Genomic DNA, 24,031 nt, shown 5'->3' on the forward strand with positions numbered 1-24,031 from the left:
CCGGCTCCCGGCGGCACTTGCCTCCTGTTCGAGGCCGCGCATCGAAAGGTGCACCCTTGGTGACCTCACCACCCAGCGTTGTCGTGGTCACCGGAGTCAGCCGTTATCTCGGCGCTCGGGTGGCCGCTCGCCTCGCCGCAGATCCAAAGATCGACCGTGTCGTCGGTCTGGATCCGCATGACCCGCCGGCGGGCCTTCTCGGCCTGCTCGACGGTGTGGAGCGGATCCGGGCCGACGCGCGCGCGGCCACCGAGGCGATCGCCGACCTCGGCGCCGAAGCGGTCGTGCACCTGGCCGTGACCAGCGTGCCCGACGCGCAGCACGGTGGCCGTGCCGCGATGAAGGAACACAACGTCATCGGCACCATGCAGGTGCTGGCGGCCGCCCAGGGCGCGCCGCGGCTGCGCAAGCTGGTGGTGCGTTCCTCCACCGCGGCGTACGGCGCCTCCTTCCGCGACCCGGCCGTGTTCACCGAGGACACCGAGCCGCGCGCGGTTCCGCGTGGCGCGTTCGCCCGCGACATCCTGGACATCGAGGGGTATGTCCGCGGTTTCCGCCGGCGCCGCCCCGAGGTCGCCGCGACCGTCCTGCGGTTCGCCCCGATGATCAGCGAGTCCGCCGAGACGTCGCTGACCCGCTACTTCGCCCAGCCGGTGGTGCCCACCGTGCTCGGCCGTGACGCCCGGCTCCAGTTCGTCCACGTCGAGGACGCGCTGGAGATCCTGCACCGCTCGGTGACCGAGGACCATCCCGGCACCTTCAACGTCGCCGGTTCCGGCGTGCTGATGCTCAGCCAGGCCGTCCGCCGGGCCGGCCGGATCTCCCTGCCGGTGCCCGAGCCGGCGCTCTCCACCGGCGCGGCCCTGCTGCGCAACCTCGGTGTCGAGCAGATCGGGCTGGACCAGATCGACCTCTTCGTGCACGGTCGAGTGGTGGACACCACCCGGCTGATCAATGAGTTCGGCTTCACCCCGCGTACCACCGTGGCCGCGTTCGAGGAGTTCATCCAGGCGCACGCGGCCGGCTCGACGCTCACCGCGGACCGTCTGGCCGCCGCTGAGAGCGCGATCCTGGACGCCATCCGCCGGGTCCGGGCCGCCGCCGAGCCCGCGCCGGCGGGAAGCGACCGAGCATGAGCCAGGACGAATATCGGGACATGTTTCCCGGGCACACCGAGTTCCGGTTGCCCGAGCCGGCGCCGGTGCGGCGGGTGAACGGCCGCCGCCCCATCCCTGAGAGCCCCGAGCCGGCGCCCGCGGTCGGCGTGGCGGACAGCCTGGACGTCTGGGACCAGCGGGTGGCCGGCGGCCTGGCGTTCCTGCGCCGTCGCCTGGCCGGATCGTACGAGGTGGACGAGTTCGGGTTCGACCCCGAGCTTGCCGAGGCGGTCTTCCACCCGATGCTGAAGATCCTGTACAGGGACTGGTTCCGGACCGAGGTGCTCGGTATCGAGAACGTCCCGCTGGACGGCGGCGGCCTCGTGGTGGGCAACCACTCCGGCACGATCGCCCTGGACGCCCTGATGCTGACCGTCGCGCTGCACGACAAGCACCCCCGTAAGCGGCACCTCCGGCTGCTCGGCGCCGACCTGGTCTTCCGGATGCCGGTGATGAGCGAGCTGGCCCGTGCTGCCGGCGCCACGGTGGCCTGCAACCCGGACGCCGAGCGCCTGATGAACTCCAGCCAGCTGGTCGGCGTCTTCCCGGAGGGCTTCAAGGGCATCGGGAAGCGGTTCTCCGAACGCTACAAGCTGCAACGGTTCGGCCGGGGCGGGTTCGTGTCGGCGGCGCTGCGCACCGGCACCCCGATCGTCCCGGTGGCGATCGTCGGCGCCGAGGAGATCTATCCGATCCTGGCCGACCTGAAGCCGCTGGCCCGGCTGCTCGGCGTGCCGTACTTCCCGGTCACCCCGACCTTCCCGCTGCTGGGCCCGCTGGGGCTGGTGCCGCTGCCGAGCAAGTGGCTGATCCAGTTCTGCCCGCCGATCCCGACCGCCCACCTGCGGGAGTACGCGGACGATCCGCTGGTCGTCTACAACCTCGCCGATCAGGTCCGGGAGACGATCCAGGCCACGCTGCACGAGCTGCTGGAGAAGCGGCCGGATCCGTTCGGGCCGTGACCTCGGCGAGTGCCAAATTCCTGGAGTGATCCGTCCGGTCCGTCCTATAGTGACGGTTGAGGGGCGGCCCCGGAGTGATGATCTCCGGCACCGCCCCTCGCCAGTTCCGTCGTTCTAGAAGAGATCGCCGAGCAGGCCGCCCAGCACACCGTCGGCTTCCTCGTTCGCGGTGCCCGCCGGACCGGTGGTCGCGGTCGGCGTCGGCGTGACCCCGGCCGTGCCGGTCGGCGTCACGCCCGGCTGGCTCGCCTTGCCGGTGCCCGGCACGGTCACCTGCCCGGTGCTTCCCGGGTCGGCGGCACCGCTCTTGCTGGGCTTGGACGTGGCGGTCTGACCCGGCTGCTTACCGGTCGTCCTACCGGTGCCGTTCTGCTGCGAAGTGCCATCCGGGCCGCTGTCGCCGGTGCCCTCGCAGCGGTGCAGCTTCGGGCCGAGCGCGTCGGACCCGGACGGGTCCACCTTGTCGCAGGCGAGGCCGGCACGCAGGTCCTCGGTGCGGTCGGCGACGTCCTCCAGCAGGCCCAGCGAGACCGAGGCGCGCTCCCGGTTGGCCGGGGAGAGCTTCTCCAGCGCCGGGGTGAAGGTGCGGCGCTGCCCGGTGGCGAAACCGTCCAGCGTGGTCAGCGGAGTGGTGTCCTTCTGCGACACGGCCGAGGTGGTCAGCAGCCGTACGCCCTTGCGGGTGTCGGCGTCCATGTCGTCCAACACCAGCGCGAACTCGGGCTCGTCACCTCGCATGGCGATCGCCTCGGTCAGCCGGGTCCGGGCGAAGTCCAGGGACAGCTCGCCCCGGGTCACATCGGATCCGGCGATCGCGAGCTGGGCCCGTTCGGTCTGCCGCTTCACGCTGTACAGGGCGTCGCCCGGTGAGGCGCTCTCGCTGGCCGCGGAGATCCCGGAGACGGCCATCGCGCCGGCGGCCACGCCGATCACGATCGCGCCGCGGGCTCGTATCCGGCGACCGATCCGCCGCACGTTGCGGGTCTCGACGATCGGATCCGGATCGGGCTCGACTGCGGTGCGGCCGATGCCGTCCCGCTCGGCCGTGGCGACCAGCATGGCGCGCAGGCCGACGCGGAACTCGGAGTCGACCGGTGCGCCGGGCCGGGCCGCGGAGAGCCGGTTGCCGATGGCGACCAGCCGGTGGAGCTCCTCGTCGGCCTGGCCACGGCTGTGGTGGTGACGGGCGCCGCCGGCGTCGTCGATCAGTTCCGCGAAGTGCTCGGCACTCCGGGAGTTCGGAAAGGCGAATCTCACCGTGGGCACCTCCCCTCGCTCGTGACTGTCTCGCCGGCCTGCGGGCCGACGTCGGCGACCGGACCGTGGGTCACGGCCCCGGGTCGCATCCGGACAAACGCGCGACACGCGGCCCCGGTTACGGGTGCGAGGCGGTCCCATCGGGTATCGGAGATCGACATCTGAGAGCGCCGGATCAAGATTGGAACCCGTCCGGCAGGAGCCTGTTCAATGCCCGGACGGCCCGGTATTGGAGGGCCTTGATGGCGCCCTCGTTCTTGCCCATGGTCTGCGCGGTCTCGGCCACCGAGAAGCCCTGGAGGAACCGGAGCACGATGCACTCCTGCTGCTCCGGGTTGAGCTGCTTGACCGCGGTGAGCAGGGCCACGTTGGTGATGTGGTCGACCACCGCGGACTCCGGGCTGCCCTCCGGGCCCCGGTCCTCGCGGTCGGCGTCGAGCACGTCCCCGGTGGTGACCTCGAGGCGGTAGCGGCCGGACTTGAAGTGGTCGGCAACCAGGTTCCGGGCGATGGTGACCAGCCAGGCGCCGAGGTCACGGCCCTGCCAGGTGAAGCTGCCGATGCGCTTGAGGGCGCGCAGGAACGTGTCCGAGGTGAGGTCCTCGGCGAGCTGACGGTTGCCGACCCGGAAGTAGACGAACCGGAAGACGGTGTCCACGTACCGGTCGTAGATCAGCCCGAACGCCTCGGCCTCGCCGGCCTGGGCGCGCTCGACCAGCGCCCACACCTCGGCCGCCGGATCGCCGCGGTCGGGCCGGGCCGGATGCTTCGGCGGGGCCGTCTCGGTCGGCGGCCCGGTGGTGCTCTGCGTCGGCAGGACCACCGTGTGGTCACCGGTGACGGTGTCGGCCTCGCCGGTGTTCGAGTGCTGGCCGGTGGACTGGGCCGGGGGCCGGTTGGCGCCGGGGCGGCCGAACCTGCTGCCGTTGCCGGAGTTCGGCGTCGCTACAGCGGGCGGTCCGTTCGGCGGACGGCGGCTGCCGGCCTGTTTGGGGCTGTCACCGCGCAGCGCGTTCACGATCGACGACCCGCGCAGGGCGTTCAGCCCCTCGGAGAGCGCGTGCCGGGCCGCGAGCACGTCGCGGTGGTACGGGTCCTCGGCGTACACATGAGTCACTGCGCCTCCTCAACCCGGCGGGCCTGCGACGACAGTGGATCCGTCCCGCCAGACGTGGATTCACTGCGGTTCCGTGCTTTGTGGGGCACAGCGGCCTCCTCGGGATGAGGGTGGTCACTTCACAACAAAAGGGGCGGGGCAACCCGCTGAAAAGCCGGTCGACCTCACCCGTTGGTGTGGATTCGTTACACAGTGCGGAAGTATCGCCGAGTTCGGACACGGGGAGTCGCACACCGTGTGCGCTACGCGAAAAGCCGCGAACGACGCGAAAGCGGCAATGGCCTTCAAGGTCAACTTTTGCCGAACAAGCCGCGTACACGGCGCACCCGCTGTCCGCTGTCCCGGTCGGGCGCGCTTTGTGCCAGACTCGGGCCTCGTGGAGGAACCCGCCCGAGACCCGGTCGCCGAGGCCGCCGGCCGCCGTCCGGACCGGCCCGCGCTGATCGCCGGGGACATTGTCATCACATGGGCGGAATTGGACAGCCGCGTCTCCGCGGCCGCCGCCTCGATCACCGCACGCACCGCGCCCGGCGACCGGGTGGCGCTGCTGCTCGGCAACACCGTCGACTTCGCGGCCGCCTACTTCGGGACCCTGCGGGCCGGCCGGGTCGCGGTGCCACTCAGCCCGCAATACACCGCGGACGAGCGGGAGTACGCGATCGCCGACTCGGCGGCCGCCCTGGTCGTCGAGGAGCCGTTGCCCGGCGGGGTCCAGGAATTCGCGCGGGACGCCGTACCCGGAAAAAATGATCTTGCGGTGTTGCTCTACACCTCGGGCACGAGCGGGCGGCCGAAGGGCGCGATGCTGACCCACGCCGCGCTCGCCGCGAACCACGAGCAGCTCGACCGGATCGAGCCGCCGGTGGTCGGGCCGGACGACGTGGTGCTGCTGGCGGTGCCGTTCTTCCACGCCTACGGGCTGAACACCGGGCTCGGCACGGTGGCGCACCACGCGGCGACCGGAGTGCTGGCCGAGCGCTTCGACGCGGCCGCCTCGCTGGAGCTGATCACCCGTCACCGGGTGACCGTCACGGTCGGCGTGCCCGGTATGTACCAGGCCTGGACCCGCCTGCCGGCTCTCGCTCCGGCGCTGCGTGCGGTGCGCACCGCGGTGTGCGGCGCGGCGCCGCTGGAGGAGAGCGTGGCGGCGCGGTTCCGCGAGTTGACCGGCCGGGCCGTCCTGATCGGGTACGGGCTGACCGAGACCGCCCCGGTGCTGACCACCACGGCGGTGAGCCACCGGGACAAGAGCGGTTCGATCGGCCGCCCGTTGCCCGGTGTCGAGCTGCTCCTGCGTACCCCCTCGGGTCTGGAACTGTGGCGTGACGGCACCGCCTCGGTCGACGCGGATCTCGAGATCGCGGAGTCGGCCGGCACCGATCCGGGCGAGATCGTGGTCCGCGGGCCGAACCTGTTCTCCGGCTATTGGCCGGACGGGCGCGGCGGCCCCGGCCCGGACGGCTGGTGGCCCACCGGCGACATCGCCTACGCCGACGGCGACGGCGACCTGGTCCTGGTCGACCGGATCGGCGAGCTGATCCTGGTGAACGGCTTCAACGTCTATCCGGCCGAGATCGAGCGGGTGCTGATCGCGCACCCGGCGGTGTCCGCCGTGGCCGTGGTCGGGCTGCCCGACCCGGAGACCGGGCAGCGCCCGCACGCCTACGTGGTGCCGGCCGGGGAGCCGGCGCCGGGCCCGGACGAGCTGCGGGCGCACTGCGCCGCCCGGCTGGCCCGGTTCAAGCTGCCCGGCATCGAGCTGGTGGCCACGCTGCCGCGCTCGCCGATCGGGAAGATCCGGAAGGCCGACCTGTGAGACTCACCCTGATCAGCCGGGACGGCTGCCACCTGTGCGAGGTGGCCGAGCAGACGCTGGACCGGATCGCCCCCGGCCAGTGGACGAAGGTCGACGTGGACTCGTCCATCGAGCTGGAGCGCGACTACGGCGACCGGGTGCCGGTGCTGCTGCTGGACGGGAAGGAGCACGGCTACTGGCGCATCGAGGAGGAGCGCCTGCTGCGGGATCTGGCCCGGCAGCCGGGCGAGCCGCGACTGTAGCCTCGCTTCCCGTGACGTCAAAGCACCTGGTCTGGGACTGGAACGGAACCCTGCTCGACGACCTCCACCTGGTGGTCTCGTCGACCAATACGGCCTTCGCCGCGGTGGGCGGCCGCGACGTGGACGCCGACGAGCATCGGCGGGCCTTCCGGCGGCCGGTCGCCGAGTTCTACGCCGAGATGCTGGGCCGGGCGGTCGACCAGGAGGAGTTCGGCCGGCTGGACCGGATCTTCCATGACGCGTACCGCCTGGGGCTGACCGACGTGTCGCTGGCCGCCGACGCGATGACCGCGATCAAGACGTGGCCGGGCAGCCAGTCGTTGCTGTCCATGTGGTTCCACAGCGAGCTGATCCCGGCCGTCGAGGGGTACGGGCTGGCCGGTCTCTTCGCCCGCGTCGACGGGCTGCGGGCCGAGCTCGGTGGCGGGTTCAAAGCCGCCCATCTCGCCGCTCACCTGGACGAACTCGGCGTGGCCGGGCGAGATGTGGTGCTGATCGGCGACTCGCTGGACGACGCGGACGCGGCCGAGGCGGTCGGCGGGTGCGCGGTCCTCTACACCGGCGGGTTCACCCACCCGGCCCGGCTGCGGGAATCCGGCCGTCCGGTCGCCGACACGCTGGTGGAGGCGGTAAAGATGGCCATGTCACTCTGAGCCAGGTGGCCCTGGCGGGGGTCGAGCGGTAATACTCGACGGGTCGGCCCGACTAACACAGCCGGGTCGATCTTGTCCAATTGTCCCAACAAGATCGCGATTTGTGCACGCCTTCACAAGCGCCTACTCTGTGACTCCGACGAGCCCCGCTACCACAGCCACCCCACGAGGGTTTCACCGGTATCGCACAGACAGGGCTCACCGCAGGTTCGCCTCGTCGGCACGGAGTCAGATGAGTCAGCAGCGTCACGGAAGCACGCCCGGCGAGGCCGGTGGCGTCCCGGCCTTCCCGGATCTACCGGAGGCGACCATCGCGCGACTGCCGGAGTACCTTCGCGCCCTCCATCACCTCGCCGAGACCGGCGCGGAGACGGTATCGAGTGAGGGTCTGGCGGCCGCCGCCGGGGTCAACTCCGCCAAACTTCGCAAGGACCTGTCGCACCTCGGGTCCTACGGCACCCGCGGCGTCGGCTACGACGTCTCCCTGCTCGTCGCCCAGATCGAGTACATCCTGGGCCTCGACGAGAACCGGGCGGTCTGCCTGGTCGGCGTCGGCAACCTCGGGCACGCCCTGGCCGGGTACGCGGGCTTCGCCAGCCGCGGCTTCCGGGTGGTGGCCCTCTTCGACACCGACCCGAGAAAGGTCGGCGAGCAGATCAACGGCCTCACCGTGCGGCACATCGACGACCTGGAGCGGATCGCGGCCGAGGAGTCCATCGCCATCGGTGTGATAGCCACCCCGCCCGGCACCGCCCAGACGGTCGCCGACGCGCTGGTCGCCGCCGGTGTGACGAGCATCCTCAACTTCGCGCCGGGCGTTCTGTCGGTGCCTTCCAACGTCGATGTCCGTAAGGTGGATCTCGCCATCGAGCTGCAGATCCTTTCGTTCCACGAGCACCGCAAGGCGTCTCTGACCGCCCTCCCGGGCGGCCGGTCCGCCGCCGCGAGCCCGGACAAGCTGCCGGACAATCAGAAGGCGGTCGGTTCGTGAACCTGCTGAGCATCGGAGCCTCGTACCGCACGGCCGACGTCGCGGTCCTCGAGCGCCTCGCCATCGGAGAGCCGTCCGTCCCCGGTCTGCTGCAACGCCTGGTCGCCCAGCCGTACGTGGGTGAGGCGGTGGTCGTCTCCACCTGCAACCGCGTCGAGGTGTACGCGGCGGTCAGCGGCTTCCACGGCGGCCTCGGCGACATCTGCAACGTGCTGTCCGAGCACTCCGGCATCCCGGCCAGCGAGCTCGCCGGCCATCTCTACGTGCACTACGGCGAGGCGGCGGTCCGCCACTCGTTCCGGGTCTCCGCCGGCCTCGACTCGATGGTCGTCGGCGAGGCGCAGATCCTCGGCCAGCTGCGCGACGCGTACCACGCGGCCACCGAGGTCGACTCGGCCGGCCGGCTGCTGCACGAGCTGATGCAGCAGACGCTGCGGGTCGGCAAGCGGGCGCACGCCGAGACCGGCATCGACCGGGCCGGGCAGAGCGTCGTGACCGCCGCCCTCGACCTGGCCGCCGAGCACCTCGGCGCCGACCTGGCCGGGCGTTCCGCGCTGGTCATCGGGGCCGGGGCGATGGGCGCGCTGTCGGTGGCCACGCTCACCCGGGCCGGTGTGGGGCCGCTGCGGATCACCAACCGCAGCCACGAGCGCGCCGACCGGCTCGCCGAGGCGTACGGGGCGATCGCCGTCCGGTTCGATGAGCTCGACGCGGTGTTGAAAGAGGTGGACCTCGTGGTGTGCGCCACCGCCTCCACCGTGCCCGTGCTCACCCGGCAGCGCCTGGAGCGGGTCGGCCGGGAGCTGGTGGTGCTTGACCTGGCCGTTCCCCGCGACGTCGCACCGGACGCCGCCGGTCTGCCCGGCGTGCACATCATCGACATCGACAGCCTCGCCACCAGCCGGCGCGCCCACCCGGTCGCCGCCGAGACCGCGGCCGTCGAGCAGATCGTCGCCACCGAGGTGGAGAACTTCCTCGGCTGGCTGCGCGGCGCCGAGATCGCGCCCACGGTGGCCGCCCTGCGGACCCGGGCCGAGGAGGTCGTCTCGGCCGAGATGCGCAAGCTGATCGCCCGGCGGCCGGAGTTCACCGAGGAGCAGCGGGGCGACGTCTCCCGTACCCTGCACCGGGTCGTCCAGCAGCTGCTGCACTCGCCGACCGTGCGGGTCCGGCAGCTCGCCGCCGAACCCGGCGGCGACCAGTACGCGGCCCTGCTCCGTGAGTTGTTCGACCTGGACGTCCCGCTGGCCACACAGGCGAACGCGGTACCGGAGATCGGGGGGAAACCGTGACGCTTCGACTCGGCACCCGGGGCAGCGCCCTGGCGCTCACCCAGTCACAGATGGTCGCCGACGCGCTGACCGCCGCCACCGGCCGCCCGGTCGAGCTGGTCCGGATCGTCACCCCCGGTGACCGGTCCGACGCTCCGGTGGCCCGGCTCGGCGTCGGGGTCTTCGTCTCCGCGCTCCGGGACGCGCTGCTGGCCGGCGAGATCGACTTCGCCGTGCACTCGTACAAGGACCTCCCCACCGGCGAGCACCCACGGCTGCACATCGCCGCCGTACCGCTGCGGGAGGACCCGCGTGACGCCCTGATCGCCCGCGACGGACTGACGCTGGCGGAGCTGCCGCCGGGCTCGTCCATCGGCACCGGTGCGGTGCGCCGTATCGCGCAGATCCGCGCTTTGGGGCTAGATTTGCAGGTCACGCCGATTCGAGGGAATGTCGACTCGCGCATCGCCCGGGTTCTCGGACCCGAGGCCGACCTCGATGCCGTCGTTCTGGCCCGGGCCGGTGTGGCACGCCTCGGCCGGTCCGCGGAGATCACCGAGACGCTCGACCCGATGCTCATGCTGCCCGCCCCCGCCCAGGGCGCGCTGGCGGTGGAGTGCCGGGCCGACGACACCGACCTGATCGAGCTGCTGTCCGCTCTCGATCACGCACCGACTCGGGCCGCCGTGCTGGCGGAGCGGTCGATGCTTGCCACGCTCGAGGCCGGGTGCTCCGCCCCGGTCGCGGCACATGCCGAAATCGCCGAAGGCGACGACGGTGACGAGATTTACCTGCGCGGTGCGGTGATCAGCCCGGATGGGGTCCGAGCCATCCGACTGTCGCGCACCGGAACGCCCGCCGGCGCGGCGGAGATCGGCAAGGCGCTTGCCATCGATCTCCTCGACGCCGGAGCCGATACCCTGATGGGGAGCACAGAATGACCACCCGCACCGCCCGTAAGCCAGCCGGACGCATCGCGTTCATCGGCGCCGGACCCGGCGACCCGGAGCTGCTGACCCGCCGCGCGTATGCGGCGCTGACCGATGCCGACCAGGTGGTCTACGACCGCGGCGTGCCCGATACCCTGCTCAGCGCGATCCGCTCCGACGCCAAGGAGGACGCGCAGTTCAGCCCGGCCGAGGGCGCGCCCGGAGACGTCGCCAAGGTGCTGCTGTCCGCCGCCAAGTCCGGCCTCTCCGCCGTGCACCTCGTCGCCGGTGACCCGTTCGGCCACGACACGGTGGTCAAGGAGGTGCAGGCGGTCGCGCGTACCGCGGTGCACTTCGAGGTGATCCCCGGCATCGGCCAGGCCGAGGGCGTCGCCGCCTACGCCGGCGTGCCGCTGCCCGGCGTCCGGATCGCCGCCGACGTCGACGACGTCACCACCCTGGACTTCGACGCCCTCGCCGGCGCCGCGCAGAAGGGCTCCTTCGCCGTCGCGGTGGACGCCGGTGACCTGGCCGCCGTCCGTGACGGCCTGCTCGCCGCCGGTGTCGAGCCGGGCGTCCCGGTCGCGGTGACCGGCGACGGCACCGGTGAGACGCAGTACACCACCACCTCGACCGTGGACAGCTTCGTCGCCGCGGCGCTCGGCTTCACCGGCCGGGTCGTGCTCACCGTCGGCGCCGACGTGGCCGAGCGCGACACCCTCAGCTGGTGGGAGAACCGTCCGCTGTACGGCTGGAAGGTGCTCGTCCCGCGGACCAAGGAGCAGGCCGGCGCCATGTCCGCCCGGCTGCGTGCCTACGGCGCCATTCCGTGCGAGGTGCCGACCATCGCGGTCGAGCCGCCCCGTACCCCGGCGCAGATGGAGCGCGCGGTCAAGGGCCTGGTCGACGGCCGGTACGCGTGGGTCATCTTCACCTCGGTCAACGCGGTCCGCGCCGTCTGGGAGAAGTTCGGCGAGCACGGCCTCGACGCCCGCCACTTCGGTGGTGTGAAGATCGCCTGCATCGGTGAGGCCACCGCCGACGCGGTCCGCGCCTTCGGCATCCAGCCCGAGCTGATCCCGACCGGGGAGCAGTCCAGCGACGGCCTGCTGGCCGAGTTCTCGCCGCACGACGAGATCCTCGACCCGGTCGGCCGGGTACTGCTGCCGCGCGCCGACATCGCCACCGAGACCCTGGCGGCCGGGCTCATCGAGCGCGGCTGGGAGGTGGACGACGTGACCGCGTACCGGACGGTCCGGGCCGCCCCGCCGCCCGCCGAGATCCGGGACGCGATCAAGTCCGGCGGGTTCGACGCGGTGCTCTTCACCTCGTCCTCGACCGTCCGGAACCTGGTCGGCATCGCCGGTAAGCCGCACGCCCGTACCGTGGTCGCGGTGATCGGCCCGAAGACCGCCGAGACCGCGGTGGAGTTCGGCCTCCGGGTCGACACCCAGCCGCAGAACGCCTCGGTGCCCGACCTGGTCGAGGCCCTCGCGGAGTACGCGCTGGAGCTGCGCGAGAAGCTGGCCGCGATGCCGGCCAAGCAGCGCCGCGGCTCCAAGGTGCAGGGCCCGACCGCCCTCCGATTCCGCTGATCCACTGAACGAAGCGCGCCGTTTGCGAAAGCGGCGCGCTTCTTCGTTTCCCGTCGCTCGTCGCTCGTCGCTCGTCGCTTGTCGCTCGTCGCTTGTCGCTTGTCGCTTAGGAGCGCCCGATGTCCTTCCCTGACATCCGCCCGCGCCGTCTCCGGCGCACGCCCGCCATCCGCCGCCTGGTCGAGGAGACCCGGCTCGCTCCGTCCGAGCTGGTCCTGCCGCTCTTCCTGAAAGAGGGCCTGACCGAGCCGAAGCCGATCAGCTCCCTCCCCGGAGTCGTCCAGCACAGCCGCGAGTCGCTGCGCAAGGCCGCGACCGAGGCGGTCAGCGCGGGCGTCGGCGGCCTCATGCTCTTCGGCGTGCCGGACAACGCCAACAAGGACGAGACCGGTTCGGGCGGCCTCGACCCGGACGGCATCCTCAACGTCGGCCTCCGCGACCTGAGGTCCGAGCTGGGCGACAGCACGGTGATCATGGGCGACCTGTGCCTGGACGAGTTCACCTCGCACGGCCACTGCGGCGTCCTGGCCGCCGACGGCACGGTCGACAACGACGCCACCCTCGCGATCTACGCGGACATGGCGGTCGCGCAGGCCGAAGCCGGCGCCCACATGGTCGGCCCGTCCGGCATGATGGACGGCCAGATCGGCGTGATCCGCAAGGCCCTGGACGCGGCCGGCCACCAGGACGTGGCGATCCTCGCCTACTCGGCGAAATACGCGGGCGCCTTCTACGGCCCGTTCCGCGAGGCCGTCGAGTCGACCCTCCAGGGCGACCGCCGCCAGTACCAGCAGGACCCGCCGAACGTCCGCGAGGCCCTGCGCGAGGTCGACCTGGACGTCGCCGAGGGCGCCGACATCGTCATGGTCAAGCCGGCGCTGCCCTACCTGGACATCATCGCCGCGATCCGCGAACGGGTCACCGTGCCGGTCGCCGCCTATCAGGTGTCCGGCGAATACGCGATGGTCGAGGCCGCCGCCGCCAACGGCTGGATCGACCGCGAACGCGTCATCCTCGAAACCCTCACCTCGATCAAGCGGGCCGGCGCCCAGATCACCCTCACCTACTGGGCCACCGAGGTCGCCCAACTGCTCCGCTCGCGTTTTTAGAGAGTTCAAAACCGTTCCCGGTACGGCGTTCCCGCCCCCGGCGAGAATGGCCGCCCCGCCGAGCCACGCGATCCGGCTGCGGGGTCAAGCCTGTGCCGCGCCCGCCGGGCGTAGATCGGTGGTCCGGCACAAAACAAGACCACTCTCGCCCGCACAGCGGTGCACTCAGCACCCCCGCAAAACGCCGCCGGTGTCGAGGCAAGTGATCTGCCGACGCCAGCGGGGTTTGCTGGCGGCGGCAGATCACCTGCCTCGACACCGGTTACAAGGCGTTTTGCCGCGGAGCGAAGCGGAGCAATCAGGCTCAGCTGGGCTCGAGGCTTTGGACCAGTTGTGTGACGTCGGCTATGTACTCGTACCAGTCGCGGTCGGACTGGTAGCCCAGCTCGGCGTTGACCTTGAGCATCGACTCGTTGTGCTGCGCGTTCCACGTCTGGACCTGGCGCAGCGTCGGCTCGGCGGCCCGCAGCTCGAACAGCATCCGCGCCTTGATCGCCCGGTCGATGCCGTAGCCGCGGTGCTCCCGGACGACGATCGTGTCGTACTGGTCGGCCCGCTCCGGATGCTGCGCGGGAACGACCACCTCGGTCAGCCCGGCCACCGCACCGGTCGCCTCATGGATGGCCAGAACGATGAACGGCTTCAGGCCACGCCGGTGGAGCGTTTCGATGGAGTCGCGAAGCCGCTGCGGATCGGACGAGCGGGGCGCCAGCTCCAGGTCGTCATCGTCGTGCTGCGCCTCCGCCTTGGCCTGCGCGTAGGCCCCCAGCAGATGATCCGGTGGGCCGCCCGGGTGGTACTCGATCCGGTAGCCGGGGCTGATCCCGCTGGCCATGCCACCCAGGGCCAGCCAGTCCACCGAGTCCAGGTTGAGCACGCCGCGGGTCTCCACATACTCCCGTTCGAAGCCGAGCGACTCGTAGAACGGGATGGCCGTGGTGCCGCCGATCGCCTCCACCCCGATCGAGGAGAAGCCCTCCAGATAGGCCCGGCGCGCCGCCACCGCCACCAGCTGCCGGCCCAGGCCACGGCGCCGCAACTCGGGCCGGACCAGCACCTCGAGCACCCCGATGTCGCCGAGCAGCAGAATGCTGACATGCGCAAAGATCTTGCTCTCCCCCTCGGGGAGCCGGTCGTCCTCGGCCACCCAGGTGATCCGGCGCTCGCCCGGCATGGTCTCGGCCAGATAGTCCCGGACCTGCACGTCGCGCCAGGGTGGATCGTCCGGGAGGTCGGCCGCCAGGACCGCATTCACCGTCTCCACGAGCGAGCGGACCTCGGCCGCGGACGCGGAGCGGGGATCCCATTCACGCACCCTCACGGGTACATCGTGCCGTTTGTGAGACCTTGAGGGAAGTGCTGACCACGCAAAAGTGCAGCTACGCTCACGCTGAGTCGCGGAATGCGTGTCGATCACGCCTTGCTGCGGCGTCCGTAGTCGTCGGCGATCCGGAACACCTTCTCCGCGTACGGCCGGACCGCGTTGTAGGACAGGATCGCGTCCCACCAGGAGTCGGCGTTGGACATGTCGCGGCCGCCCTTGCAGAGGTACACGGCCGCGGTCAGGCTGGCGTCATCGACGTCGTTCGGGTTCACCACACCGTCCCGGTCGGCGTCGATCGCCGTCTCCTTCCAGGTGGACGGGATGAACTGCATCGGCCCCATTGCCCGGTCGTAGGTCTTGTCCAGATCCATCACGCCCTGGTCGGTGTCCGGGATCAGCTGCCGCCCACCCTGGCCGTCCAGTGGAAGCCCGATGATCGCCGGAAGCGCCACCCCGTCGGCGCCCAGCACCGCCCCGTTGACACTGCCGTGCGACGACTCCACCTCCCCGATGGCGGCGAGCGTCGTCCAGTTCAGATGGCAGCCGGGCGTGGTCTGCGCGGTGACCAGCTCGGCATAGACGTAGGCCTGCACCGCCACCACCGGAATGCTCACCCGGGTGCCGATCTCCGACGCCCAGCCCGCCAGCGCATCCGCGGGCCGGGTGTTGCCCACCGTCGGCTGAGGCAGCCCGCCGATCCCGGTCGGCGGCACCGGCAAACTCGGCGGCGCGCTGACCACCCCACCGCCCGGCACACCACCCGGCGAGGCCCAGACAGGCGGCGGCACCGAGGCCCCATCCGTCCCGAACGCCGGCGTCGCGCTCGGCGCGGGCACCGCCTCGAGCGCCTTGGGCACGAGATAGGCCCCCGAAGTCACCGCCAGCACGACGAGCGCCGCCAGCAGCACGCCGGGAAGAACCACCCGTCCACTGGGCCCCTTGGCCCAGGCCGCCGTCCCGCGCGCGGCCCGCTTGGCGGCAGACCCCGGCCGAAACCGCCGCCGTCGAGCGTCCTTCCCAGCCCCAGCACCCTTCGCCGCTCCCGAGTCCCCGACTTCGGAACCCTTCGCCGCTCCTGTGGTCGCGGCCTCGGCGCCCTTAGCCGCTTCGTCCGGGGCCTTTTCCGGTGCGGCGCTCTCGGTCGCAGTCGATTCCGCGGGGTTTCCCGGTTTCGCGGCTCCGTCCGAGGCTTTCCCAGTCTCGGTGGCCCTTTTCTCCCCGTCGCCGGCCACAACCGCATCACTCCCGGTGGCCTTCTCCCCAGCCGCCGCCGGCTTCTCCGGGCCGGACGACCCGGAAGCGGCGTGGACCGAGTCCGGTGAGGCGGAGGTAGCGGCCGCCGGAGTAGTGGCCTCGGCCGTCAATGCCGCGTCAGCCGGTGTGGCGGTCGGATCGATGGACGACGGGGGAGCGGACGCGGCGGCCTCCTTCGGGGCCGCACCGGAACTGCCCAGCGGCCCGCCCTTATGCGGTGCCGCGGGTCGCAGCTCCGGACGCTCTGCTGGGTTCTTCCGCACCTCCGCCACGCGTCGACCCTACCCGCCGGAAACCATTCCCGGGGAGGCCGCCGAAGCCCTGTGGACAACTCCCTCTACACGCCCCGGGACAGGGGCCCTACGCTGGTCGGATGCCGCGTTATGAGTACCGTTGCCGCTCCTGCGGCGCCACCTTCGAGATCAGTCGCCCGATGCGGGAGGCCGCCGCCGCGGCGACCTGCCCGGAGGGCCACGGCGACACCGTCAAGTTGCTCTCCACCGTTGCCGTGACCGGTCGCGGCGGAGCGGCCCCGTCCGCCGGTGGCGGCGGCGGTGGCGGATGCTGCGGCGGCGGCTGCGGCTGCTGACCCCCGTCGATCACCGCGCGTCCGCTCCGTGCCGGCCGCGCGGTGGTCGATCCCGGACTTCCCGCGGCCACCGCCCATTCCCGCCGAGCCCAAAGCACACCGCACCTCCCCGGCTGGCTCCCAGGGCTGTTTCGCGGGGCTTGAGAAAGCGCTGAGAGCCAGCCGGGGAGATCCGGTTGATGTCCGGGCGGCTCGACCATGTGTGGCTGAGTGGAACCCGGACACGCCGATGTGGAGTACGACGCAACGCATGGCCCGGGTGACACCCTGGTGAATATTCAGCGAACGTACGAAGATCCGGCGAGGCTTATCGCGGAAGAGCATCACGACGGCGGCACCGTGAGGGGATGGCGTCGCAAGGGAATGACCATGATCAGTGTCGACTTCGGCCGGTGACGTCTCGCTCGCGCGCGGTGGCGAAAGTGTGACCCGTTCGGGTACACCCGAACGGCCCGCCGCTTTTGCCCGCCAGCCGCGTTTCCGCGTTCGATCTCTTTCGTTACGAGACGCGTAGTCCCGTATGCCTCCGGTCGATCCCACGATCAGGACGTCCTCCGTAAGGGGTCGGCCGTGGCGGGCAAATGATTACCGTCCGTTTCTACGATGGGCGGTGACACAGAGATACGGCAGCATGAGTCGCGACTTCCCAAAGGGGGCGGAGGTTCCACCGTGTCGGGACGGATCGAGCTACCCAGTGGCCTGGTGACCTTTATGTTCACCGACATCGAGGGCTCGACGCGACTCGCCCGGATGCTCGGTGAGGCGTATCGGAGCGTCCTCGGCGCGCACCGAGCTGTGCTACGCGCTGTGTTTAAGGATTTTGATGGTGTCGAACTCCTTACGGAGGGTGACTCCTTCTTCGTGGCGTTCTCCAATGCCGACGCGGCGGTCGCGGCCTGTGTCGAGGCGCAGCGGCGACTGTCCGCGTACGACTGGCCACGCCGTGATGCGATTCCTAAAGTGCGCATGGGCCTGCACACCGGGCAGGCCGTTCCGATCGGCCAGGAGTACGCGAGCGCCGAGGTCCACCGTGCCGCCCGGGTGTCGGCGGCCGCGCACGGCGGTCAGGTGCTCTGCTCGGAGGCGACCGCCCTCGCCGTGACCGCCACCTTCGCCGCGACCTCCGGCGGGGGCGCCGCGGCCGCCGCCACGCTGGCCACCGTGGACCTGCTGGACATCGGCGCCTACCGGTTGCGCGGGTTCGACGACGACGAGCGGATCTTCCAGGTGTGCGCGCCCGGCCTGGAGCGGGACTTTCCGCGCCCGCGGACCGCCGAGGCGCCCCGGCACAATCTGCCCGCCGAGCACAGCCCGTTCGTCGGGCGGCGTACCGAGATCACCGAACTGTCCGAGCTGATCAGCCACAACCGTCTGGTGACGGTGGTCGGGCCGGGCGGTTCCGGTAAGACCCGGCTGACCCTGGCGGTGGCCGAGCGGCTGCTTCCGGCGTACCCGGGCGGGGTTTGGACGATCGATGCCGCGACCGCGGCGCAGGGCCTGCCCAACGCCCTGGCCGCCGCCCTGGGCCTGCGCCCGGAACCGGGCCGTCCGATGATCGACACGGTGGTCGAGCAGTGCGCCGAGCGCCGGATGCTGGTGCTGTTGCAGACCTGCGACGCGGCGCCCGCCCTGACCGCGACGCTGGCGCATCGCCTGCTCGGCCGGTGCCGCCGGCTGGACGTGGTGGCGACCGGCCGGGCGCCGCTGGCGCTCGCCGGGGAGACCGTGTGGCGGATCCCGCCGCTCGCTCCGGCGGACGCGTTCGCGCTGCTGCGGGACCGTGCGGCGGCCGCGCAGGGTGGCCGCCCGGGTGACGGTGACGCGCAGCTGGCCCGGCTGGCCGCGCGGCTGGAGGGTTCGCCGCTGGCGATCCAGCTGGCCGCCTCCCGGCTGCGGCTGCTGCCGGCCGAGCATCTGGCCCGGCGGCTCGACGACCCGCTGGGCGCGCTGGACAACGACGCGGCCGGGGACGGCCGGCACGCCAGCCTGGCCAACAATCTGGCCTGGTCGTACCGGACGCTGGGCGGCCGGGCCGCGGATCTGCTGCGCCGGCTCGCGGTCTTCGCCGGGCCGGTGGATCTCGCGACGGTGGAGTGGTGCGACGCGGAGGGGTTCAGCGCGCTGTCCGAGCTCGCCGACAAGTCGCTGGTCGAGGTGATCCCCGGCCCGCGGTACCGGATGTCCGACCAGGTGCGGGCGTACGCGCTGCGCCGCCTCGCGGCCACCGGCGATGAACCGTCCGTCCGCGGCCGGCATCTCACCTGGTCGCTGCACACCCTGGACCGGGTCGCGGTGGTCGCCGAGGACCCCGGCCGTACCGTCTCGCTCACCGAGTTCGCCCCCTTCGTGACCGAGTGGGAGGGCGCGCTGCGCTGGGCCGCCGCGATCGGTGACGTGGTTGCCGGGCTGCGCCTGGTGGCCGCGCTGGATCCGTGGTGGCGCGAGCACGGCGGTGGACGGAAGGGCCGTGAGCTGCTCGCCGCCCTCTACCGGGCGCTGCCCGACGACGACTCGGTGCCGCCCGCCGACCTGGCCGGCGCCTATCTGACGCACGCCGGCCTGACCGGCGAACGGGCGGAACGCGACCGGTTCCTGACCCGGGCCGAGGAGGCGGCCGGGCGGTCCGGCGACCCGGCGCTGCCGATCCGGGTCCGGGCCGCCCGGGTGGCGCTGCCGGAGGGCGATCCGTCCGCCGCTGAGCAGAGCTGTCGCGAGGTGATCGCCCAGGCGGAGCGGGCCGGCGTTCCGAACGCCGCGCTGCCCGCCGTGCTGACCCTTGCCGAACTGCTGTGGCGACGGGACGCGCTCACCGATGCGGCCGACCTGCTCGGCGCGGCCCGGCATCTGGAGGCGATCTGCCCGGAGGCGCGTGGCCGCCGGGCCGTCGACTGGCTTCTCGGCATGGTGGCGCTGCGCCGGGGCGACCTGGTGGCCGCGCACGATCACCTGGTGGTGGCGTTGCGGTCGAGGTTGCGGCACGGTTTCCGGGGCGCGGCCGCGGACGCGGTGGCGGCTATCGCGGTCCGCTGCGCGCTCGGCGGCGACCCGGCGACCGCCACGGTGCTCTTCGGCGGTGCGGAGGTGGCGCGCGGCGCGCGGCGTACCGAGTCGTTCGGCGCGTTCTGGTCGGCCCAGCAGATGTCGCTGCGGGCGGCGCTCGGCGACGCCGCCTTCGACGCGGCCTATGCCGACGGCGCCGGCCTCGGCTTCGACCGGATAGTCGCCATGGCCCTGGCCGTCGAACACCCCGACCTGGAGGACGGCGCGGCCCGTTTCGCTCAGATCATCCGATAGAACCTTCCCCGGATCAGGTCTTGGGTAGGGAACGCACGGCCCGGTGGTAGGCGAAGGCGATGGCGTTGCAGGGACGCCGGGTCGCGGGGCGGTGTGCGTCGCAGACGCGGCGCATGTCGGCGCGGAAGACCTCGTCGACGCGGTCCTTGTGCCTGGTGAAGGTGCCCTCGGCGCGGTAGTTGCGGTAGCCGAAGTCGTGGCGCCGGCAGGCGTCGGAGAAGTCGAAGCCGAACGGCACCTCCAGCGCCCGCGTGCACAGATCGGTGGACCAGTCGAAGCGGTAGGACGCCCAACGGGCCGGTTGGCGCCTTGCGGTGTTCCAGGCGGTGTAGCTGGCGTCGGTCGGCTGGGTCCAGCGGGCGAGCACCTGGGCACGGCTCATCGACGCCTGTGCCGGTACGGCCGGGGTCAGGACGGCGAACAGCAGCGCGACCACCGCGATGTGGCGCATACGGGACCTCCAGCGCGCGGCCGGTGACGGATGTGATGTCCTACAGCTAGGACCTCAAGCTTGACCGTTAGGGTGATCGCGTGCGGGCGGTTCCATGATTCATCTACCTCTGGTCCGACAGGGACCGTTGCGGGCGCTGAGCGTCCGCCTGGTGATGGCGTGCGTCCTGGTGTTCCTGGCGGTCGGGGTCGTCTATGTCGACCGGGACGGGTACCGCGACGTCAACGAGGACGGGCTCACCCTCCTCGACTGCTTCTACTACGCGGTCGTCTCGCTCTCCACCACCGGCTACGGCGACATCACCCCGGCGACCCAGGAGGCCCGGCTGGTGAACGTCCTGTTCATCACCCCGGCCCGGGTCCTCTTCCTGATCATCCTGGTCGGCACCACACTCGAGGTGCTGACCGACCAGTTCCGCAAGGGGCTGAGGGTCAGCCAGTGGAGGCGCAAGTTGAAGGACCACGTGATCATCTGTGGTTACGGCACCAAGGGCCGGGCCGCGGTCGCCGCGCTGCTGGAGACGGGCTACGACAAGTCCCGGATCGTCATCGTGGAGAACCGTGAGGCCGGCGTCCGGCAGGCCACCCAGGGCGGGTTCGTCGTCATCGAGGGCGACGCCACCCGGTCGGTGGTGCTCAACGACGCGGACGTGAAGAACGCCAAATCGGTCATCATCGCCACCGACCGGGACGAGGCCTCGGTCCTGATCACGCTGACCGTCCGGCAGTTGACCGCCGGGCAGGTCCGGATCATCGCGGCGGTCCGGGAGCAGGAGAACGCCGCACTGCTCAAGCAGAGCGGCGCCCACCACGTGATCGTGTCGTCCGCGACGGCCGGCCGGCTGCTCGGCCTGACCACCACCGCGCCGCCGCTGATCGACGTGGTGGAGGACCTGCTCACCCCGGGGCAGGGCATGGCGCTGGCGATGCGCTCGGCGGAGCGGGCCGAGGTCGGCCGCAATCCGCGTGAGCTGATGACCCTGGTGGTGGCGCTGATCCGCCGGGGCAAGGTGCTGCCGCTCGGTGGTGAGCAGGCCGTCAGTATCGAGACCGGCGACCTGCTCGTCTACATCCGCGACGAGGCGACCGCACCCAACGGGGTGTCGGTCTAGGGTCTGTCCTGTCGATCACGCGGGGCGCGATCGACAGGACGGACCCTGGCTAGAGGATGGTCCAGGTGTCGCCGGCGTTGAGGAGACCGTCGAGCATCTCCTCGGGGGTGCCGGTGGCCTGGGCCTCCGCGTCGAGCACCTGCTTGCGGACGATCTCGTCGTAGGACGGGCGCCGCACGTTCCGGAACACGCCGATCGGGGTGGTGTTCAGGTCGGAACCGGAGAGCCGGGTCAGCGCGAAGGCGTACGCCGGATCGCTCACGGTCGCGTCGTGGACGATCGGGGTGCCGCCCTCCTGCACCTTCAGGCCGAAGCTGCCCTCGGGATGGACCACGTTGTATTTCCCGATCGTGATCGGCTGGCCCTGTTCCAGCCGGATCAGGTGCTCGTCCCGGGTGGCCGGATCCTTGACCAGGTCGAAGGCGCCGTCGTTGAAGATGTTGCAGTTCTGGTAGATCTCGACGAACGCGGAGCCCTCGTGCTCGGCCGCGGCCCGCAGCACCGATTGCAGATGCTTGCGATCGGAGTCGATGGTCCGGGCCACGAAGGTCGCCTCCGCGCCGAGGGCCAGCGACAGCGGGTTGAACGGCGAGTCCGCCGACCCGGCCGGCGTCGACTTGGTGATCTTTCCGATCTCCGAGGTGGGGGAGTACTGCCCCTTGGTGAGCCCGTAGATCCGATTGTTGAACAGCAGGATCTTGAGGTTCACGTTCCGCCGGAGCGCGTGGATCAGGTGGTTGCCGCCGATCGACAGGGCGTCGCCGTCGCCGGTCACCACCCAGACGCTGAGATCGGGCCGGGACGCGGACAGGCCGGTCGCGATCGCCGGGGCGCGCCCGTGGATCGAGTGCATCCCATACGTGTTCATGTAGTAGGGGAACCGCGACGAGCAGCCGATCCCGGAGACGAACACGATGTTCTCCCGGGGGATCTCCAGCTCCGGCATGAACTGCTGCACCGCGGCGAGGATGGCGTAGTCCCCGCAGCCGGGGCACCACCGGACCTCCTGGTCGGACTTGAAGTCCTTGGCGGTCAGTTTCAGCGCGATCGTCTCAGCCATTCTTGACCACGTCCTCGAGCATGCTCTCCAGCGTCGCGGCGGTGAACGGCAGGCCGCTGACCTGGTTGAACGGAACCGCGTCGACCAAATATCTCGCCCGGATCACCGCGGCCAGCTGACCCAGGTTCATCTCCGGGACGACCACCTTCTCGTACCCGGCGAGCACCTCGCCCAGGTTGGCCGGCAGCGGCGAGAGGTGCCGCAGGTGCGCCTGGGCGATGGTCAGGCCGCGCTGGCGCAGGGCCCGGCAGGCGGCGCCGATCGGCCCGTAGGTCGAGCCCCAGCCGAGCACCAGCACCTGCGCGTTCTCGTCCGGGTCCTCGACGTCCACATCGGGCACCGGAATGGCCTCGATGCGGGCCTGCCGGGTGCGGACCATGAACTCGTGGTTCGCCGGGTCGTAGGAGATGTCACCGGTCTTGTCGGCCTTCTCCAGGCCGCCGATGCGGTGCTCCAGGCCCGGCGTGCCGGGCACGGCCCACGGCCGTGCCATCGTCTCCGGATCACGGAGGTACGGCAGGAAGCGCCCGTCCTCGGTGTTCGGCGCCGTGGCGAACTCGACCCGCAGGTCCGGCAGTTCGTCGACGGACGGCAGCAGCCACGGCTCGGAGCCGTTGGCCACGTAGTTGTCGGACAGCAGGATGACCGGGGTGCGGTAGGTCAGCGCGATCCGGGCGGCCTCCAGCGCCGCGTGGAAGCAGTCCGACGGCGACTTCGGCGCGATCACCGCGAGCGGCGCCTCGCCGTGCCGGCCGAACAGCGCCATGTTCAGGTCGGCCTGCTCGGTCTTGGTGGGCATGCCGGTCGACGGGCCGGCCCGCTGCACGTCCACGATCACCAGCGGCAGCTCCAGGGCGATCGCGAGCGAGATGGTCTCGCCCTTGAGCGCCACACCCGGCCCGGAGGTGGTGGTGACGCCGAGCGCCCCGCCGTAGGCCGCGCCGAGCGCCGCCCCGATCGCGGCGATCTCGTCCTCGGCCTGCATCGTGGTCACACCGAACCGCTTGTGCTTGGACAGCTCGTGCAGGATGTCCGAGGCCGGGGTGATCGGGTAGGCGCCGAGGAACAGCGGCAGCCTCGACCGCACGGCGGCGGCCACCAGCCCGAGCGCGAGCGCCTGGTTGCCGGTGATGTTGCGGTAGGTGCCGGGCTGCATCTTGGCCGGCTTGATCTCGTAGCGCACCGAGAACGCCTCGGTGGTCTCGCCGTAGTTCCAGCCGGCCTGGAAGGCAATCTTGTTCGCGGCGACCAGATCCGGCCGTTTGGCGAACTTGCGCTCCAGGAACCGTAGGGTGGACTCGAACGGCCGCGAGTACATCCAACTGAGCAGTCCCAGCGCGAACATGTTCTTGGCGCGCTCGCCGTCCTTCTTCGAGACGCCGCTCTCGGCCAGGGCGCCTAGGGTCAGGGACGTGAGCGCGACCGGATGGACGGCGAACTCGGCGAGCGAGCCGTCCTCCAGTGGGCTCTCGGCGTAGCCCACCTTGGCCAGGTTGCGCCGGGTGAACTCGTCGGTGTTGACGATGATGTCGGCGCCGGCCGGCAGGTCGGCCAGGTTCGCCTTGAGTGCGGCCGGGTTCATCGCGACGAGGACGTTCGGCGCGTCGCCCGGGGTGAGAATGTCGTAGTCGGCGAAGTGCACCTGGAAACTGGAGACCCCGGGAAGGGTGCCCGCTGGTGCACGGATCTCTGCAGGGAAGTTCGGAAGTGTCGAGATGTCGTTGCCCAACTGGGCGGTCTCCGACGTAAACCGGTCTCCGGTGAGCTGCATTCCGTCACCGGAGTCGCCGGCGAATCGGATTACCACCCGGTCCAGCTGCTCGACTCGCTTCGCGGGAGCGGCCACGAT

At 71.2% G+C, this 24,031-nt stretch carries 20 protein-coding genes; 13 read left to right on the top strand and 7 right to left on the bottom strand.

Features of this window, described 5'->3' with window-relative positions; all coding sequences use genetic code 11:
- The first annotated feature begins 56 nt into the window (after window positions 1-56).
- Entirely contained in the window at window positions 57-1,136 is a 1,080-nt protein-coding gene (locus IEZ13_RS13600) for an NAD-dependent epimerase/dehydratase family protein (RefSeq protein ID WP_183222524.1), read from the top strand.
- On the top strand, window positions 1,133-2,119 hold the full coding sequence (locus IEZ13_RS13605; protein WP_183222525.1) for a lysophospholipid acyltransferase family protein: 987 nt from the start codon (window positions 1,133-1,135) through the stop codon (window positions 2,117-2,119). The genes IEZ13_RS13600 and IEZ13_RS13605 overlap by 4 nt, the downstream gene beginning before the upstream one ends.
- Before the next feature lie 114 nt (window positions 2,120-2,233).
- Here IEZ13_RS13605 and IEZ13_RS13610 read toward each other — a convergent pair whose 3' ends face one another.
- Both IEZ13_RS13610 and IEZ13_RS13615 read right to left on the bottom strand, forming a co-directional pair.
- Entirely contained in the window at window positions 2,234-3,376 is a 1,143-nt protein-coding gene (locus IEZ13_RS13610; RefSeq protein ID WP_229794672.1) for a DUF5667 domain-containing protein, read from the bottom strand.
- 175 nt (window positions 3,377-3,551) lie between these two features.
- Window positions 3,552-4,493: an ECF subfamily RNA polymerase sigma factor, BldN family gene (locus IEZ13_RS13615; protein ID WP_183222527.1), complete on the bottom strand. Its 942-nt coding sequence runs from the start codon at window positions 4,491-4,493 to the stop codon at window positions 3,552-3,554.
- 376 nt (window positions 4,494-4,869) lie between these two features.
- On the opposite strand from IEZ13_RS13615, the gene IEZ13_RS13620 reads away from it, so the two are divergent.
- From IEZ13_RS13620 to hemB, 8 genes are all read left to right on the top strand, one after another.
- Window positions 4,870-6,309: a class I adenylate-forming enzyme family protein gene (locus tag IEZ13_RS13620; RefSeq protein ID WP_229794673.1), complete on the top strand. Its 1,440-nt coding sequence runs from the start codon at window positions 4,870-4,872 to the stop codon at window positions 6,307-6,309.
- Complete coding sequence (locus IEZ13_RS13625) at window positions 6,306-6,551, top strand: glutaredoxin family protein (protein WP_183222529.1); 246 nt, start codon at window positions 6,306-6,308, stop codon at window positions 6,549-6,551. Before IEZ13_RS13620 ends, IEZ13_RS13625 begins: the two co-directional genes overlap by 4 nt.
- Window positions 6,552-6,562: 11 nt before the next feature.
- On the top strand, window positions 6,563-7,204 hold the full coding sequence (locus tag IEZ13_RS13630) for an HAD family hydrolase (protein ID WP_183222530.1): 642 nt from the start codon (window positions 6,563-6,565) through the stop codon (window positions 7,202-7,204).
- Window positions 7,205-7,436: 232 nt separating this feature from the next.
- Entirely contained in the window at window positions 7,437-8,195 is a 759-nt protein-coding gene (locus IEZ13_RS13635) for a redox-sensing transcriptional repressor Rex (protein ID WP_183222531.1), read from the top strand.
- Window positions 8,192-9,487: a glutamyl-tRNA reductase gene (locus IEZ13_RS13640; protein ID WP_183222532.1), complete on the top strand. Its 1,296-nt coding sequence runs from the start codon at window positions 8,192-8,194 to the stop codon at window positions 9,485-9,487. The genes IEZ13_RS13635 and IEZ13_RS13640 overlap by 4 nt, the downstream gene beginning before the upstream one ends.
- Window positions 9,484-10,407 (top strand): hydroxymethylbilane synthase, encoded by a 924-nt coding sequence (gene hemC, locus IEZ13_RS13645; RefSeq protein WP_183222533.1) that lies wholly within the window; start codon window positions 9,484-9,486, stop codon window positions 10,405-10,407. The genes IEZ13_RS13640 and hemC overlap by 4 nt, the downstream gene beginning before the upstream one ends.
- On the top strand, window positions 10,404-11,990 hold the full coding sequence (locus tag IEZ13_RS13650; RefSeq protein WP_183222534.1) for a bifunctional uroporphyrinogen-III C-methyltransferase/uroporphyrinogen-III synthase: 1,587 nt from the start codon (window positions 10,404-10,406) through the stop codon (window positions 11,988-11,990). Before hemC ends, IEZ13_RS13650 begins: the two co-directional genes overlap by 4 nt.
- Window positions 11,991-12,109: 119 nt before the next feature.
- The gene (gene hemB, locus IEZ13_RS13655) at window positions 12,110-13,099 is read left to right on the top strand and encodes a porphobilinogen synthase (RefSeq protein WP_183222535.1); all 990 of its coding nucleotides are present in this window, start codon (window positions 12,110-12,112) and stop codon (window positions 13,097-13,099) included.
- A gap of 304 nt (window positions 13,100-13,403) precedes the next feature.
- Here the strand turns inward: hemB and IEZ13_RS13660 are convergent, their stop codons facing one another.
- Entirely contained in the window at window positions 13,404-14,420 is a 1,017-nt protein-coding gene (locus IEZ13_RS13660) for a GNAT family N-acetyltransferase (RefSeq protein WP_183222536.1), read from the bottom strand.
- A gap of 92 nt (window positions 14,421-14,512) precedes the next feature.
- Window positions 14,513-15,346 carry a lytic transglycosylase domain-containing protein gene (locus IEZ13_RS13665; protein ID WP_183222537.1) on the bottom strand — a complete coding sequence of 278 codons (834 nt, stop codon included), beginning with the start codon at window positions 15,344-15,346 and terminating at the stop codon, window positions 14,513-14,515.
- Between the two features lie 704 nt (window positions 15,347-16,050).
- Between IEZ13_RS13665 and IEZ13_RS13670 the strand changes: the two genes are divergently transcribed.
- Both IEZ13_RS13670 and IEZ13_RS13675 read left to right on the top strand, forming a co-directional pair.
- Complete coding sequence (locus tag IEZ13_RS13670; RefSeq protein ID WP_183222538.1) at window positions 16,051-16,266, top strand: FmdB family zinc ribbon protein; 216 nt, start codon at window positions 16,051-16,053, stop codon at window positions 16,264-16,266.
- A 669-nt stretch (window positions 16,267-16,935) separates the two neighbouring features.
- Window positions 16,936-19,560 carry an ATP-binding protein gene (locus tag IEZ13_RS13675; protein ID WP_183222539.1) on the top strand — a complete coding sequence of 875 codons (2,625 nt, stop codon included), beginning with the start codon at window positions 16,936-16,938 and terminating at the stop codon, window positions 19,558-19,560.
- A 13-nt stretch (window positions 19,561-19,573) separates the two neighbouring features.
- Here IEZ13_RS13675 and IEZ13_RS13680 read toward each other — a convergent pair whose 3' ends face one another.
- The gene (locus tag IEZ13_RS13680) at window positions 19,574-20,011 is read right to left on the bottom strand and encodes a phospholipase (RefSeq protein ID WP_183222540.1); all 438 of its coding nucleotides are present in this window, start codon (window positions 20,009-20,011) and stop codon (window positions 19,574-19,576) included.
- A 94-nt stretch (window positions 20,012-20,105) separates the two neighbouring features.
- Here IEZ13_RS13680 and IEZ13_RS13685 point away from each other — a divergent pair, with 94 nt between their 5' ends.
- Complete coding sequence (locus tag IEZ13_RS13685; RefSeq protein ID WP_183222541.1) at window positions 20,106-21,122, top strand: potassium channel family protein; 1,017 nt, start codon at window positions 20,106-20,108, stop codon at window positions 21,120-21,122.
- 49 nt (window positions 21,123-21,171) lie between these two features.
- Here the strand turns inward: IEZ13_RS13685 and IEZ13_RS13690 are convergent, their stop codons facing one another.
- Both IEZ13_RS13690 and IEZ13_RS13695 read right to left on the bottom strand, forming a co-directional pair.
- The gene (locus tag IEZ13_RS13690; RefSeq protein WP_183222542.1) at window positions 21,172-22,182 is read right to left on the bottom strand and encodes a 2-oxoacid:ferredoxin oxidoreductase subunit beta; all 1,011 of its coding nucleotides are present in this window, start codon (window positions 22,180-22,182) and stop codon (window positions 21,172-21,174) included.
- Complete coding sequence (locus IEZ13_RS13695; protein WP_183222543.1) at window positions 22,175-24,028, bottom strand: 2-oxoacid:acceptor oxidoreductase subunit alpha; 1,854 nt, start codon at window positions 24,026-24,028, stop codon at window positions 22,175-22,177. Before IEZ13_RS13695 ends, IEZ13_RS13690 begins: the two co-directional genes overlap by 8 nt.
- Window positions 24,029-24,031: the final 3 nt, after the last annotated feature.

Source organism: Actinoplanes campanulatus (genome assembly GCF_014647795.1).
Classification (GTDB): Bacteria; Actinomycetota; Actinomycetes; order Mycobacteriales; family Micromonosporaceae; genus Actinoplanes; species Actinoplanes campanulatus.

What these genes read in the sequence shown, in the direction of transcription:
- IEZ13_RS13680 (WP_183222540.1), bottom strand. Translation starts at nt 20,011, where the DNA reads ATGCGCCACATCGCGGTGGTCGCGCTGCTGTTCGCCGTCCTGACCCCG.
- IEZ13_RS13685 (WP_183222541.1), top strand. Translation starts at nt 20,106, where the DNA reads ATGATTCATCTACCTCTGGTCCGACAGGGACCGTTGCGGGCGCTGAGC.
- IEZ13_RS13635 (WP_183222531.1), top strand. Translation starts at nt 7,437, where the DNA reads ATGAGTCAGCAGCGTCACGGAAGCACGCCCGGCGAGGCCGGTGGCGTC.
- IEZ13_RS13605 (WP_183222525.1), top strand. Translation starts at nt 1,133, where the DNA reads ATGAGCCAGGACGAATATCGGGACATGTTTCCCGGGCACACCGAGTTC.
- IEZ13_RS13650 (WP_183222534.1), top strand. Translation starts at nt 10,404, where the DNA reads ATGACCACCCGCACCGCCCGTAAGCCAGCCGGACGCATCGCGTTCATC.
- IEZ13_RS13690 (WP_183222542.1), bottom strand. Translation starts at nt 22,182, where the DNA reads ATGGCTGAGACGATCGCGCTGAAACTGACCGCCAAGGACTTCAAGTCC.
- IEZ13_RS13670 (WP_183222538.1), top strand. Translation starts at nt 16,051, where the DNA reads ATGCCGCGTTATGAGTACCGTTGCCGCTCCTGCGGCGCCACCTTCGAG.
- hemB (WP_183222535.1), top strand. Translation starts at nt 12,110, where the DNA reads ATGTCCTTCCCTGACATCCGCCCGCGCCGTCTCCGGCGCACGCCCGCC.